General features: G+C 71.1%; 14 protein-coding genes. 8 read left to right on the top strand and 6 right to left on the bottom strand.

Annotated elements, in window-relative coordinates; genetic code table 11:
- Positions 1–53: 53 nt before the first annotated feature.
- The 3 genes from MED01_RS17120 to MED01_RS17110 all read right to left on the bottom strand — a co-directional run bounded on the left by MED01_RS17120 (position 54) and on the right by MED01_RS17110 (position 1448).
- Complete coding sequence (locus MED01_RS17120) at positions 54–440, bottom strand: hypothetical protein (RefSeq protein ID WP_238669575.1); 387 nt, start codon at positions 438–440, stop codon at positions 54–56.
- 136 nt (positions 441–576) lie between these two features.
- Positions 577–924 (bottom strand): hypothetical protein, encoded by a 348-nt coding sequence (locus tag MED01_RS17115; protein ID WP_238669574.1) that lies wholly within the window; start codon positions 922–924, stop codon positions 577–579.
- Positions 925–1133: 209 nt separating this feature from the next.
- Positions 1134–1448 carry an L-rhamnose mutarotase gene (locus MED01_RS17110; protein WP_238669573.1) on the bottom strand — a complete coding sequence of 105 codons (315 nt, stop codon included), beginning with the start codon at positions 1446–1448 and terminating at the stop codon, positions 1134–1136.
- A 165-nt stretch (positions 1449–1613) separates the two neighbouring features.
- On the opposite strand from MED01_RS17110, the gene MED01_RS17105 reads away from it, so the two are divergent.
- The 8 genes from MED01_RS17105 (at position 1614) to MED01_RS17070 (ending at position 9790) form a co-directional block, all read left to right on the top strand.
- Positions 1614–2294: a response regulator gene (locus tag MED01_RS17105; protein WP_238669572.1), complete on the top strand. Its 681-nt coding sequence runs from the start codon at positions 1614–1616 to the stop codon at positions 2292–2294.
- A 12-nt stretch (positions 2295–2306) separates the two neighbouring features.
- Positions 2307–3776, top strand: coding sequence for a sensor histidine kinase (locus MED01_RS17100; RefSeq protein WP_238669571.1), 1470 nt, complete (start codon positions 2307–2309; stop codon positions 3774–3776).
- The gene (locus tag MED01_RS17095) at positions 3773–4672 is read left to right on the top strand and encodes a Gmad2 immunoglobulin-like domain-containing protein (RefSeq protein ID WP_238669570.1); all 900 of its coding nucleotides are present in this window, start codon (positions 3773–3775) and stop codon (positions 4670–4672) included. The genes MED01_RS17100 and MED01_RS17095 overlap by 4 nt, the downstream gene beginning before the upstream one ends.
- A gap of 381 nt (positions 4673–5053) precedes the next feature.
- Complete coding sequence (locus MED01_RS17090; protein ID WP_203117656.1) at positions 5054–5236, top strand: hypothetical protein; 183 nt, start codon at positions 5054–5056, stop codon at positions 5234–5236.
- Positions 5233–6579 (top strand): glycosyltransferase, encoded by a 1347-nt coding sequence (locus MED01_RS17085; protein WP_238669569.1) that lies wholly within the window; start codon positions 5233–5235, stop codon positions 6577–6579. Before MED01_RS17090 ends, MED01_RS17085 begins: the two co-directional genes overlap by 4 nt.
- 151 nt (positions 6580–6730) lie before the next feature.
- A complete protein-coding gene (locus MED01_RS17080; protein WP_238669568.1) occupies positions 6731–7360 on the top strand; it encodes a TetR/AcrR family transcriptional regulator in 630 nt (209 codons plus the stop codon).
- A 33-nt stretch (positions 7361–7393) separates the two neighbouring features.
- Complete coding sequence (locus tag MED01_RS17075) at positions 7394–8887, top strand: MFS transporter (RefSeq protein WP_238669567.1); 1494 nt, start codon at positions 7394–7396, stop codon at positions 8885–8887.
- A gap of 111 nt (positions 8888–8998) precedes the next feature.
- Positions 8999–9790: a maleylpyruvate isomerase family mycothiol-dependent enzyme gene (locus tag MED01_RS17070; RefSeq protein WP_238669566.1), complete on the top strand. Its 792-nt coding sequence runs from the start codon at positions 8999–9001 to the stop codon at positions 9788–9790.
- A 42-nt stretch (positions 9791–9832) separates the two neighbouring features.
- Here MED01_RS17070 and MED01_RS17065 read toward each other — a convergent pair whose 3' ends face one another.
- The 3 genes from MED01_RS17065 to MED01_RS17060 all read right to left on the bottom strand — a co-directional run bounded on the left by MED01_RS17065 (position 9833) and on the right by MED01_RS17060 (position 13365).
- The gene (locus MED01_RS17065) at positions 9833–11032 is read right to left on the bottom strand and encodes an RtcB family protein (protein ID WP_238669565.1); all 1200 of its coding nucleotides are present in this window, start codon (positions 11030–11032) and stop codon (positions 9833–9835) included.
- Between the two features lie 126 nt (positions 11033–11158).
- A complete protein-coding gene (locus MED01_RS35780; RefSeq protein ID WP_274525867.1) occupies positions 11159–11284 on the bottom strand; it encodes a hypothetical protein in 126 nt (41 codons plus the stop codon).
- An 83-nt stretch (positions 11285–11367) separates the two neighbouring features.
- Positions 11368–13365 (bottom strand): elongation factor G, encoded by a 1998-nt coding sequence (locus tag MED01_RS17060; protein ID WP_238669564.1) that lies wholly within the window; start codon positions 13363–13365, stop codon positions 11368–11370.
- Between the last annotated feature and the right edge of the window lie 142 nt (positions 13366–13507).

Here is a 13507-nt window from a genome sequence, read left to right as displayed (position 1 = left end):
CGCAGCTCGGCGGCCCGGCGGCCCACGGCACGCTGACCGCGCTGCCAGCCTGATCAGTAGGGGCGGTAGACGAACAGGGCCCAGAGAAGTGGGACGGCAGCAACCGGCGCCACGCACAGGGCGCCGATGCGCACCCACTGCGGCAGGGCAGCTCTGAGGGCCAGGACAATGGCGGCGGTGCCGTAGCCGCCCGCCAGCAACGCGGTCGGGAGCAACGCCAACGGCTCGGGTCCGCAGTCCGAGGGATCCGGCACGAACGGGGGTCGGCACGGCTCGGACGGAGCCATGCTCGTGACAAGCGCCAGCCCTGACAGGCACATGATCGGCAGTAGCGGGACCGCCAACAGCGCGAGTGCGACAGCTACCCCGACGCTGGTGCGCTGCGGCGTCGTCCCGCGCTCGCGCCGGTCGGCATCGCCCCTGCTCCCACCGTCGGTCACTGTCGCTCCCGCGATGCCGTGGGTCCGTCGTCACATCGGACCACTCGGATCCAATCTCGACACCCGCATCATAGTGCGGTCCGCCCACCACGGGCACTGGCCGATGACGCAGCTGGTGGCGTGAGTGAACGACCCGTCAGCTGGCCCGGTAGCTGAGGAAGAGGCCCTCGGGCCAGCTGTGGAAGTTGTTGAGTTCGTACCCCGGGCCGCTGCAGTCGGGGGTCCGGTAGCCGGGGACGCTGTGGAAGCCGCCGCTCCAGGGGAACGCCCAGGTCGCCTCGGCGGGAAGTGGACGGCAGATGCCATCGGGCGTGGCCTGCCTGCCGACCACTTCGGTCGGGTAGCTGGAGTAGAAGACCAGGCCGTTGTCGGGGCTCTGGACCGGCTCGCCAGCAGCCGCTGGCGATGCCGGCAGCGTCACGGTCAGCGTGGTGATCAGTGCGGCGGCGAGAGCCGCGGCGCTCCGGTCAGCGATTTTGCGCATGAGTGTCCTCCCGGGACGACATCAATCGATTTCTGTCGATGCTCCGCCCGGAAGGTTTAGGTGTCAAGTAAAAGACATCACCGGCCACCCAGCGTCGGAACGAGCTGTCAGACCCGCCCCGCCCCGCCGATCATGGAGTTGTGGTGGGTGACAAAGCGACCGGCAGCCCCCACAACGGGCACCACAACTCCATGATCGGCGCCGTCAACCTAGGCCTCGTCGGCCAGGTGCCAAACCTCGCGCATCGGGGCCCACCAGTCCCCCGAGCCGGGCTCGGCGATCGACTCCTGACACGGGTCGGTCAGCTTCCACCACTCCTGCGTCTGCGGGTCCGCCGCGATCAGCCGCGAGTCGGCCTCGTAGTCGTCGCCGACGTACTCGTAGTAGCCGAAGAGCAGGTCGTCGTGGAGGAAGATGGTGTAGTTGCGGAAGTTCGCCTCGCGCAGCGTCTTCTCCACGCTCGGCCAGACGGCGGCGTGCAACCGCAGGTAGGTCTCCCGCTGCTCGGGGCGGAGTCGAATCACGCAGCCATGACGTTTCACGTCGTGCCCTTTCGTGTGAGCCGGTTCAGGGGTGCCGAAGGCACCTGACCGTAGCGGTTGGGCGGTGCCCGGAGGGGGCCAGCCGGTCGCCGATGTCGGCCGTTCTGCCAGGGCTACGCACTGTGGCGCCGGGTCTACCCTCGGGTGATGGAGGGCCGCGTGTTGGTGGTCGAGGACGACTTCTCGATCCGGGAGGTCACCGCCCTCGGTCTGCGTCGCGCCGGTTTCCGGGTCGACACCGCGGTAGACGGGCGGCAGGCCCTGGCCGCGTTCCGCGCCCACCCGGTCGACCTCATCGTGCTCGACCTCATGCTGCCGGGCCTGGACGGCCTGGAGGTCTGCCGGGAGATCCGGCGGAGCAGCCAGGTGCCGATCCTGATGCTGACCGCGCGCACCGACACCATCGACGTGGTGGTCGGGCTGGAGTGCGGCGCGGACGACTATCTGCGCAAGCCCTTCGACCTGCCCGAGCTGGTGGCCCGGGTTCGCTCGGTGCTGCGCAGGGTCAGCCTGCCGGCCCCCTCGACAGTCATCGAGGTCGGCGGTCTGGAGATCGACCCGGACGGCTTCGTGGTGCGCCGGCACGGCCAGGAGGTGGCGCTCACCGCCACCGAGTTCCGCCTCCTGCTGGAGCTGGCCCGCCGGCCCGGTCAGGTCTTCACCCGGGAGTTGCTGCTGGACCTGGTCTGGAACCACGACTTCCTCGGCGACTCCCGACTTGTCGACGTGGCGGTGCAGCGGCTACGCGCGAAGGTCGAGGACGACCCGGCGCAGCCACGGCTGATCCGGACCGTGCGCGGCGCCGGTTACAAACTGTCGACGGGCTGACGGGGGGCGGCGATGGCCGGACGCGCAGTGTTCCCCGGGCGCCTGCGGCGCCGGCTGACGGTCGCGTTCGTCCTGGTGGCCGGCGTCTCGGCCGGGCTGCTCGCCGGCGGGACCGGGCTGCTGCTGCGGCAGTCCTGGTTGGACGCGTCGCTGCACGAGGCCGCTGCCGACGCCCGCTACCAGCTCGTTCTCGCCGGGCAGTTCCTGCCGCTGACCGAGCAGCGCAGCACCGAACTGCTCACCAGCTTCGAGGCCAGCGGTCGGCACGTGCTGCTCGTCGACGGCCCGACTCGCGCCTCGCACCCCGCGTACGCCCCGGTGCTGGGCACCCGGTTGCGGGCCGTCGTCGCGGACGGGCGGCTCGGCTATCAGCGCTCCGCGCCGAAGGAGCGCCCTCGGCTGCTGGTGATCGGTGGGCGCATTCCCGGCTCGACCGCCGAGCTGTACGTCCTGACCGTGGAGGACGACGTCGCCACCGACCTGGGTCAGCTCCGCACCGCGCTGGTGGCCGGCTGGGCGCTCGTGGTGCTGCTCGCCGCCGCCGTGGGTCACGCACTGGCCCGCCGCACGTTGGAGCCGGTGGGCCGGGCCAGCCGGGCCGCCCGAGCACTCACCGAGGGCCTGCTCGCCACCCGTCTGCCGGTACGCGGGCGCGACGAGTTCAGCGTCTGGGCGGCGACGTTCAACGAGATGGCCGGGGCCCTGGAGTCGAAGATCGCCGCGCTGTCGGCCGCACAGGCCCGCGAGCGACGGTTCACCGCCGACGTCGCGCACGAGCTGCGTACCCCGGTGACCGCGTTGGTGGCGGCGGCGTCGCTGCTGCGCGAGCACCTCGACCAGCTGCCCGACGACGCCCGGCCGGCGGCCCGGCTGCTGGTCGGCGACGTGGTCCGGCTGCGCCGGTTGGTCGAGGACCTGATGGAGATCTCCCGGTTGGATGCCGGGCGGGAGCGGCTGGACGTCGGGTCGGTCGACGCGGTGGGGCTGCTGCACGGCATCGTCGCGGCGCGCGGCTGGTCGCCGCGGGTGCGGGTCACCGGTGATCCGGTAGCGGCGCGGACCGACAGGCGTCGGCTGGAGCGCGTGCTGGCCAACCTGGTCGCCAACGCGGTCGAGCACGGCGGTGGCGAGATCACGGCCGGCGTGGCGCGCGCCGGTCCCCTTGTCGTCTTCGAGGTGACCGACGAGGGGCCGGGCATCCCGGCCGAGCATCTGTCCCGTGTGTTCGACCGGTTCCACCAGGTCGATCCGTCCCGCTCCGCGCCGGGCAGTGGGCTCGGGCTGGCCATCGCGCGGGAGCACGCCGAGCTGCTCGGCGGCGCGCTGAGCGTGCGCAGCGAACCGGGTGAGGGCACCCGGTTCCGGCTGGAGCTGCCCGCTGACGGTCCCGCCGGCCCGCACGGTGACCCGCCGCACCGGGACGACCGCGCCCACCCGCGGCCGGTTGGGCGTACCACCGGCTCGCCGGGCGGTGTGGGGTGACCGGCCGAGGCTCGGTCGGGCTTGGCGCGTCGGCGCTGGTCGCGGCGCTCCTGCTCGGCGGCTGCGGCACTCCCCGCTCCGGTGACCTCGGCCCGGCGCCCACCGCGCCGCCGCCGAGCGTCGCTCCCACCGACCGTCCGGAACCCACCCCGACCCGGGCCGCGGCACCGACGTCACCGCCCGCGAGCCGGCCGTCGGGTCCGTCGACGGCGGTGTCCACCGGCACGCGCCGGCCGGACCCGGTGACCATCGAGCTGTGGTACGTCCGCGCCGGGCTGCTCGTGCCGACCCGGCGCACCCGGCCGGCCACCGTCGCGACGTCCCGACTGGCGCTCACCGAACTGGCCGCCGGGCCGAGCCCGGCCGAGGCTGCCACCGGGATGATCACCCTGCTTCCGGCCGGCGTCACTGTCACCCGCATCGCCGACGGCGTGGCGACGCTGCGCCTGCCGTCCGTGGGCGACCCGGCCACCCGGCGGCTGCGCGAGGCGCAGGTGGTGTGGACGCTCACCCAGTTCCCCAGCGTTCGTCAGGTCCGCCTCGACGGCGCGGCCCCGGTCGACCGGGCGGACTACGCGGACCTGCTGCCACCGATCGTGGTCACCGGCCCGATCCCCGGCGAGCGCGTCTCCGCCCCGCTCGTCGTCACCGGCACGGCCACCGTGTTCGAGGCCACTGTGAGCGTCCGGGTGCTGGACGCCGGCGGTCAGACGGTGGCCACCGGTTTCGGTACCGCCAGTTGCGGCAGCGGCTGTCGGGGCGGCTACCGGGTGGTGATCGGCTGGGGCACGATCCGCGAACAGAGGGGCACTGTCGAGGTGTACGAGGTGTCCGCCGACAACGGCGCGCGGATCAACACGATGGCCGTGCCGGTGGTCCTCGCACCCCGCGACTGACCACCCTGCCCCAGAGGGTGTTAACCCGATGCGTCATCCATTTGTCGACAGCGACGTGCGGCCCTGACGTCTACCCGACAGCGCGGATGCTCGCCGACGTTGCCGGGCCTGACCCGGCCACGCGGTGAAAGCGCAGGCCAGGTGCCGTGGAGCCGGGAGGACGTCTCCGACACGCCGGCAGCGGGAAGGTTCCTCGGACCGGGCCGGACGACCGTTCACGTGACCTTCGAGATTGACCTGGACAAACTTGTTTGCGAACGTGAGCGCGTCATTGCGCAGAGTCATATTCGCAGTTCAGCAGTGTGACGGCCGGGCCACATTGGCGTCGTACCGGTCGCGGCCGTTACAGCCTCAGCATCCCTCGAAGAGCGGAGATACATCATGTCCGGTGGCAGCCTTCCCCGTACCGGTATGGGCGTTGTCACGATCGGCGGCGCTGCCGGTATCGGCAGCTACGCCCTCCCCCTGCCGCTCACCATCGCCCTCACCGGAGCGACAGCCGTCCTCGTCGGCTTCATCATGATCCGGATGACGTTCCGTCGTAAGCAGTCGGTCGGACAGTGACCGCGAGCGTCACGAAGGGTCGTGTCCTGTTCGCCGCGGCGGTCGTCCTGGCCGCCGCGGCGGCGTGGACCGCCCATCACGTCCTCGCCGTGATCGGCGCCATCGACGGAGGTGGTCACCGCTTCACCTTCGCGTACGCCGCCATGTTCCTGCTGCTGATCTGGCAGCTCGGCACCTCCTATCTGGAGAAGCCCGCAGTGGTCACCGACCGGATGCAGGGGCACCTCGACGCTCTGCACGTGGTGGGCATCGTGCCGGCGTACAACGAGGATCCGGGCGCCCTGCGGGCCTGCCTCGAATCCATGATCTTCCAAACACGCAAACCAGACACCATCTACGTGGTGGACGACGGGTCGAAGCTGACCGAGGGCTACCAGCCGATCAAGCGGTGGTTTCTCGATGTCGCCCCCGTACACGGGATCATCGCCGCCTGGCACATCCAACCCAATGCCGGCAAACGGCACGCCCAGGCGGCCGCGGTGCGGTCGACCCCGGCAGCCGACGTCTACTGGACGGTGGACTCGGACACCATCTCGGACCCGAACGCCCTCAGGGAGTTGTTGAAACCCTTCGCCGATCCGGCGGTGCAGTCTGTGGCCGGGGTGGTGATGGCAGCGAACGTGCGCAGCAGCTTCCTCACCCGGTTCACCGACCTGTGGCTGGTGACCGGGCAGCTCACCGACCGGTCGTCGCTGTCGGTGTTCGGGTGCGTGTGGGTGAACTCGGGCCCGATCGCCGCCTACCGCGCGGAGGTGGTTCGCGACAACCTCGGCGCGTATCTGACGGAGACGTTTTTCGGCCAGCGGGTGCCCTTCTCCGACGACTCCCTGCTCACCCTCTTCGCGATGGTCCGGGGACGTACCGTGCAGCAGCCCTCGGCGTTCGCGTTCTCCCTCATGCCGGAGAACGCCGGGCACTTCTGCCGGATGTTCCTGCGCTGGATGCGCGGCAGCTTCATCAGGACCTGGTGGCGGGTCCGGTACCTGTCGTTGCGGTCGATCGCGTGGTGGCTGCATCTGCTGCGCTGGGCGGCCACCGTGGTCGCGACGGTGTTGTTCGTGGCGGTGGCGATCCTGTCGCCGATCATCGACCCCGATCCGCGGGCGATTCCGTGGCTGGTGGCTGTGCCGTTGATCGTCGGGTACGGGCAGGCGCTCCGCTACATGACGGTACGACGATCGGACCAGTCGACGGCCTACCAGTGGGGCACCTGGCTCCTCACGCCCGTCGCCGTGGTGTTCGCCCTGGTGGTGCTCCGGGCGATCCGCTGGTACGGCATCGCCACCTGTTGGCGCACCGGCTGGGGCACCCGCAAGAAGGTGGAAGTGGCGCTGGGTTCCTGACCACACGACTCGTACTGATCCTGCCACCTGGGCTGACACCGCGTGAAACGTGACCGTTTCGCCGACTCAGTGCGAGGCAACTCACGAAACCCTGCACGATCAGCCAACCGCGAACTAGGGTCGGTACGACATCGTTTCGCGGGGGGTCGAGATGCTGGGTGGTCAGCAGGTGGGCGCGGGTGCCGGGGTGCCGGCAGCCCGGGCTCCGCGCTGCACCGACAACGACCTGTTCACAGTCGTCATCGACACCCTGCGCGAGGTCGGCTTCGACCGGATGACCATCGACGCCGTCGCCGCCCGCGCCCACGTCAGCAAGGCCACCATCTACCGACGCTGGGACGGCAAGGCCGAGCTGGTCGTCGCCGCCCTGCGCGAGCGGCAGGTGGGTGTACACAACCCGCCCGACACCGGCTCCCTCCGCGGGGACCTGATCGAGTTGCTGCGGGCCACGGCCGCGATCTGCACCGCCGACTGCGACCTCATGCAGGCGTTGACCTTCGCCATGCGGACCAACCCCGAGCTGGAACGCCTGGTGCGTCACCAGGTGCTGCCGGCCGGGCGGGTGGCAAGCACCGCCATCCTGGTCCGGGCCGCCGCCCGCGGGGAGATCCCGCCGGAGGCCGGCGAACGGGAGCTGTTCCACGATCTGGCGCCCGCGCTCACCATGTCCCGCATCGTCGCGCACGGCCTACCCGCCGATGACGCGTTCCTCACCCAGGTCGTCGACCAGGTGCTGATCCCGGTACTCCGCTATCAGCACGACCGTCCGTCGCCGGCCTGAATCACCGATATTCGCAACACGGAAGGCTTCACCATGCCCGGAACCACCTCGACCGCGCCCGGCGCGCCCAACGCCGGGGCGTCGACAGGCGCGCCGCACCCGCGGCGCTGGATCGCGCTGGCGGTCATCGCGGTCTCACAGCTGATGGTCGTCCTGGACGCCACCATCGTGAACATCGCGCTGCCGCAGGCCCAGGCGGACCTGGGGATCACCGACGCGAACCGGCAGTGGGTGATCACCGCCTACACGCTGGCCTTCGGTGGTCTGCTGCTGCTCGGCGGTCGCATCGCCGACTACTGGGGGCGCAAGCGCACCTTCATCGTCGGCATGACCGGTTTCGCGCTCGCCTCCGCCCTGGGCGGTCTGGCCACCACCGGTGAGATGCTCTTCGCCGCCCGCGCGTTGCAGGGCGCCTTCGGCGCGCTGCTCGCCCCGGCCGCGCTGGCACTGCTCACCGTCCTGTTCACCGAGGCCACCGAGCGGGCCAAGGCCTTCGCGGTGTACGGCGCGATCGCCGGCGGTGGGTCGGCGGTCGGTCTGCTGCTCGGCGGTGTGCTCACCGAGTACGCCGACTGGCGCTGGTGCCTGCTGGTCAACATCCCGGTCGCCGCCATCGCCATCGCGTTCGCGCTGCCGCTGGTGCCGGAGAGCCGGGCACACGGCAACACCCGCTACGACGTACCCGGTGCGATAGTGGTGACCGCCGGCCTGGTCTCCCTGGTCTACGGCTTCACCAAGGCCGCCGAGGACGGCTGGGACGCCACCGCGACGCTCGGTTTCATCGCCGCGGGCGTGGTGCTGCTCGCCGCCTTCGTGGTGATCGAGCTGCGCTCCAGCCACCCGCTGCTGCCACTGCGGATCGTGCTGGACCGCAACCGGGGCGGGGCGTTCCTCACCTCGACGCTGATCGGCGCCGGCCTGTTCGGGGCGTTCCTCTTCCTGACCTTCTACTTCCAGGTGGTGTTGCAGTACAAGCCCCTCGAAGCCGGTCTCGCGTCCCTGCCGGTCACCGCAGGTGTGCTGATCGCCGCTGGTGGTGCCAGCCAGCTGATGCCCCGCCTGGGTGCCAAGCCGCTGATGGTCGCCGGTTCGGTGCTCGCCGCCCTGGGCATGCTGGTGCTGACCCAGATCGACGTGGACACCTCGTTCCTCACCCACCTGCTGCCCGCGCAGGTCGTCCTGGGCCTGGGGCTGGGCTTCACCTTCGTCCCGCTGTCCAGCCTCGCCCTGGTCGGGGTGCCGGAGCACGACGCCGGCGCGGCCAGCGCGACGCTCAACGCCACCCAGCAGATCGGTGGCTCGCTCGGCACCGCGCTGCTGAACACCTTCTACACCAGCGCGGTCGCCGCCTATCTGGTCGGCCGGGCGCCGAACCCGGTCAACCAGGTCGAGGCGCTGGTGCACGGCTACCGGGTGGCCTTCGCCTGGGGCGCGGCGTTGATCGTGCTCGCCGGACTGGCCACCCTGGTGCTGGTGAAGGTCCGCAAGGAGGACATCCCAACCGGCAACACAGTGCACATGGGCTGAGCCCGACCGACGTGGCCGCCGGCCGGAACGCGCCCGACACCGGGGCGGGCCGGCCGGTGGCCACGTCCGGTAACGTCCCGACCATCGTCGAAAATCCGTTTGAGGAGATCCATGTCGACCCCTGCTGACCAGATCATCACAGCTCTGCGGGCGGGCCACGAGGAGCTCGCCGCGCTCGTACGGGACCTCAAGGAGGACGACCTGCTCCGGCCGTCGGGGGCCAGCGAGTGGCAGGTCTCCCAGGTGCTGAGCCACCTGGGCAGCGGCGCCGAGATCAACCTGGCGACGCTGGACGCCGCCCGTTCCGGCGCGCCCGGTCCGGACGGGGACTTCAACCGTGGCGTCTGGGCACGCTGGGACGCGATGTCCCCGGCCGAGCACGCCGCCGGCTTCCTCGCCACCAACGAACGGCTGGTCGAGGCGTACGAGGCGCTGGACGCCGACACCCGGGCCTCGATGCGGATCGACCTCGGCTTCCTGCCGGAGCCGGTCGACGTGGCCACCGCGGCCCGGTTCCGGCTCAGCGAATTCGCCCTGCACCAGTGGGACGCCGAGGTGGCGTTCAACAGGTTCGCGGCGGTGACGCCGGGTGCGGTGGCGCTGCTGCTCGACCAGATCGGCGGCATGCTGGCCTGGACCAGCCGACCCCAGGAGCTGGCCGGCCGGGAGGCCACAGTGCTGGTCCGGCTGCACGCGCCCGAGCGGACGTTCGGGCTGCGGCTGGGCGAGAAGGTCGAGATCGTCGACGCGCCGGAGCGTCCCGACGGGGAGCTGGTGGCCCCGGCCGAGGCGTGGCTGCGGCTGGCCACCGGACGGCTGGGCCCCCAGCACACCCCCGACGGGGTGCAGGTGACCGGCTCGGTGACCATCGACGACCTGCGCCGAGTCTTCGTGGGCTTCTGACCAGCGGCCGTGCGGGCCGGTCTCCCCGGCCCGCACGGCAGGTCAGCCCTTCACGCAGACCACCTGCTTGAGGTGCGCTACCACCTCGACCAGGTCCTCCTGCTGGGCCATCACCTCGGTGATGTCCTTGTACGCGCCGGGGATCTCGTCGACCACCCCGGCGTCCTTGCGGCACTCCACCCCGGCGGTCTGGGCGGCCAGGTCGTCAGTGCTGAACGTCCGCTTGGCCTGCGCCCGTGACATCCGACGCCCCGCCCCGTGCGACGCCGAGCAGTACGCGTCCGGGTTTCCCCGCCCCCGCACGATGTACGACCCGGTGCCCATCGACCCGGGGATGATGCCCAGGTCACCTCGGCCGGCCCGGATGGCGCCCTTGCGGGTCACCAGCACGTCCACCCCGTCGTAGCTCTCCTCGGAGACGTAGTTGTGGTGGCAGCTGATCGGCTCGTCGTAGCCGACCTGCGGGAAGTGCTCGCGCACCACGCCGCAGAGCAGGGCCAGCATGACCGCCCGGTTGCGCCGCGCGTACTCCTGCGCCCACCACAGATCCCGCCGGTACGCGTCCATCTCCGGCGTCCCGGCGAGGAACACGGCCAGGTCCCGGTCCGGAAGGTCCGCGTTGTGCGGCAGCCCCCGGGCCACCCCGATGTGCCGCTCGGCCAGCTCCTTGCCGATGTTGCGGGACCCGGAGTGCAGCATCAGCCAGACCCGCCCCTCGTCGGCGCCGCCCTGCTCCAGGCAGACCTCGATGAAGTGGTTGCCCCCGCCGAGGGTGCCGATCTGCCGCTGCGCCCGCGTCTCCAGCTGCGCCACCCGCCGGTCCAGTCCGGCGAACCGGCCCCAGAAGTCGTCCCAGCCGGCCTGCTCCAGGCCCCGGATCCGACGCGTGTCGACCGAGTCCTTGCGCTGGGCGAAGCCGACCGGGATGGTGGCCTCGATCGCGGAGCGCAGCCCGGCCAGGTCGTCCGGCAGGTCGGTGGCGGTCAGCGAGGTACGGACCGCCGACATCCCGCAGCCGATGTCGACGCCGACCGCGGCCGGCGAGACGGCCTGCCGCATCGCGATCACCGAGCCGACGGTGGCGCCCTTGCCGAAGTGCACGTCGGGCATGACGGCGACACCCTGCACCCACTGCAGCGCGCCGATGTTGCGCAGCTGCTTGGCGGCCTGCGGCTCGATGGCGTACGGGTCGGCCCAGACCCGGACCGGTGCCCGGGTACCGGCGAGGGGGGTGAATCCCATGGTGGTCTCCTTCTGTCGTGCGGTGACCGTTAATGATCATATTTGGCGGCCAGCGGCGGTGCGCGGATACGAAAGGGCCGCCCGATCCCGGTGGGATGGGCGGCCGGCGGACGCGTCAGCGTCGGCTCAGTCGCGCCACCCCGGCTCGTTGCGCCGCGATGGGCAGTAGGCACGGGTATCGGCGGTCAACCGCAGAGGGGTGCCGGCGGAGAGCAGGCGCCAGCGGGCGTCGGTGCGGACGCGTCGCGACATGGCGTACTCCCTCCGGGTTGCTCGGTTGACTGTGCACCGACGACAGTAGGAGGGCTGCGACGCGTCCGCAATGGATATCGCCGCTACCGACCGCCGACGCGGCGCGCGACCGCCAGCAGATACTCCTTGCGATCCAGCGGATTGTTGTCCCAGCGGGTCCGGACGGGGGCGGGACCACGCACCGGTCGATAGCAGTCGAACTCGGTCTCCAGCACGCCCTCCCCCCGGGTCAGCGCGGGCAGGCGGCGCTCCAGCGCGTGCACCAGACCGGCCGGGATCTCACCCTGCACCAGATAGGACGCGCCCTGCCCGGTGGTGTCGGTCGGCACCGCGTCCAGCCGAGTGAGCGCGGGCAGCAGCGTGCCGAGGACGTCACCCGGCACCTCCAGCCGGAAGCGGTGTACCGGCTCGTGGACCCGGGTGCCGGCACGGGCGAGTGCGGCCATCAGCACCAACGGGGTGAGATTGCGGAAGTCCCCCGCCGTGCTGGACATGCTCTTGTCGAACGTGCCGTGGGAATGACTCTGCCGTGCCCAATAACCGGCGTGAGTCATCGTCACCTCGCAGTCAGGGACCTCCCACCCGTGAAGGCCCTGACGCAGGGCTCGGCGTACGGTCTCCTCCACGGCGGTGAAGAACGCCGGTGGCATCGAACCCAGTTCGACGCCGAGCCGGAAAGTCACGCCGGCACCGGTCGGCGCCGGCGCGATCCGCAGCCCGACGGTGGCCAGGAACGGGTTGGGCGCCACCGCGATCACCTCGACCGCCCCACCGACGCCGCACACCCGCTCCACGTGCACCGTGCTGGTCTCCCGGAACGTCACCCCCACACCGAAGTCGTCGGCAAGGTTGGCCTGGATGACCTCCTTCTGCACCTCGCCGTAGAGCGACACGGTGATCTCGTGCTGCCGGTCGTCCTGCCGCAGGTTGATGAGCGGGTCCTGCTCAGCGAGCTGGATCAGCGCGGCGTGCAGCGCGACCCGGTCGGCGGGGCGCGTCGGCACCACCGCGGTCTCCAGGGTGGGTGGCGCGAAGTGGCGGTCGGTGCCGCCACGTTCGGGTGGTACGCCCACCGGGTCGCCGATCCGAGCGTGCCTGAGGCCCCACAACCGGGCGATGTGGCCGGCTTCGACCGCGGACGCCACCACGTCGGCCCCATGGGCGACGACTCGTACGGCAGTGACCAGTTCAGCGTCGACGGCGCCGACGCGGACCCGGTCGCGAATCCGGATCGTGCCGGCGAAGAGCCGGACCAGGGCGATCTTCTCTCCGGCTGGACCCCGTTCGATGGCGAACACGGTGCCCGAGACCGGGGCGTCGGCGTCACCCTGGACGGTGGGCAACAGCTCGGTGATCCCGGCGATCAGCGCGTCCACCCCGACACCTGTGATCGCCGAGCCGGCGTACACGGGCTGCACCAGCGCGCGGCCGGTCCGCGTCGCCAACGCTGCGCGTAGCCGTGAGTACGGTAGCGAGGACGTGTCCGCCACCCAGTTGGCGAGCAGCACGTCGTCCTGGCCGGTGAGCAGGTCGAGCAGCCGGTCGGTGAAGGCGAGGTCGGTGGGGCCGTACGTCGTGCAGTGGGCGCTGCGGGTCCCCGGCTTCGCCACCGCGCCCATCGCCACGACGGTCGGCGTGAGCTTCTCCGCGACCGCCTGGAAGACCCGTTCGGGGTCCGCCCCGGCTCGGTCGACCTTGTTGATGAAGATCAGCGTCGGGATGCGCAGCCGACGCAGAGTCCGCATCAGCACCCGCGTCTGCGGCTGCACCCCCTCCACCGCGGAGACCACCAGCACCGCGCCGTCGAGCACACCGAGCACCCGCTCGACCTCGGCGATGAAGTCCGGGTGGCCGGGCGTGTCGATCAGGTTGACGGCCACGTCGTCCAGCACGAAGGAGACGACAGCCGAGCGGATGGTGATCCCGCGTTGCCGTTCCAGTGCCAGGGTGTCGGTCTGGGTGCTGCCCGCGTCGACCCGGCCGAGCTGGTCGGTCACACCAACGTCGTGCAACAGCCGCTCGGTCAGGCTGGTCTTACCGGCATCGACGTGAGCCAGGATGCCGAGGTTCAGGGTTTCCACGCAGCGTCAGGTCCTTCAGGTAGGCGACAGATCCCTTCTGGTCGGGCATTGACGCAGCGCGCATTGTTGCTCCCTGGAAGTTGGTGGCGGTTTCGGGTAGTTCAGCAGGCCGTCGTCGGGTCGGGCAACCCAATAACCGGCG

The sequence above is a fragment of the Micromonospora alfalfae genome (assembly GCF_022230925.1).
GTDB classification, from domain to species: Bacteria; Actinomycetota; Actinomycetes; order Mycobacteriales; family Micromonosporaceae; genus Micromonospora; species Micromonospora alfalfae.
The sequence above is the reverse complement of the archived record's forward strand: the minus strand, read 5'-3'. Positions and strand labels throughout refer to the sequence as shown.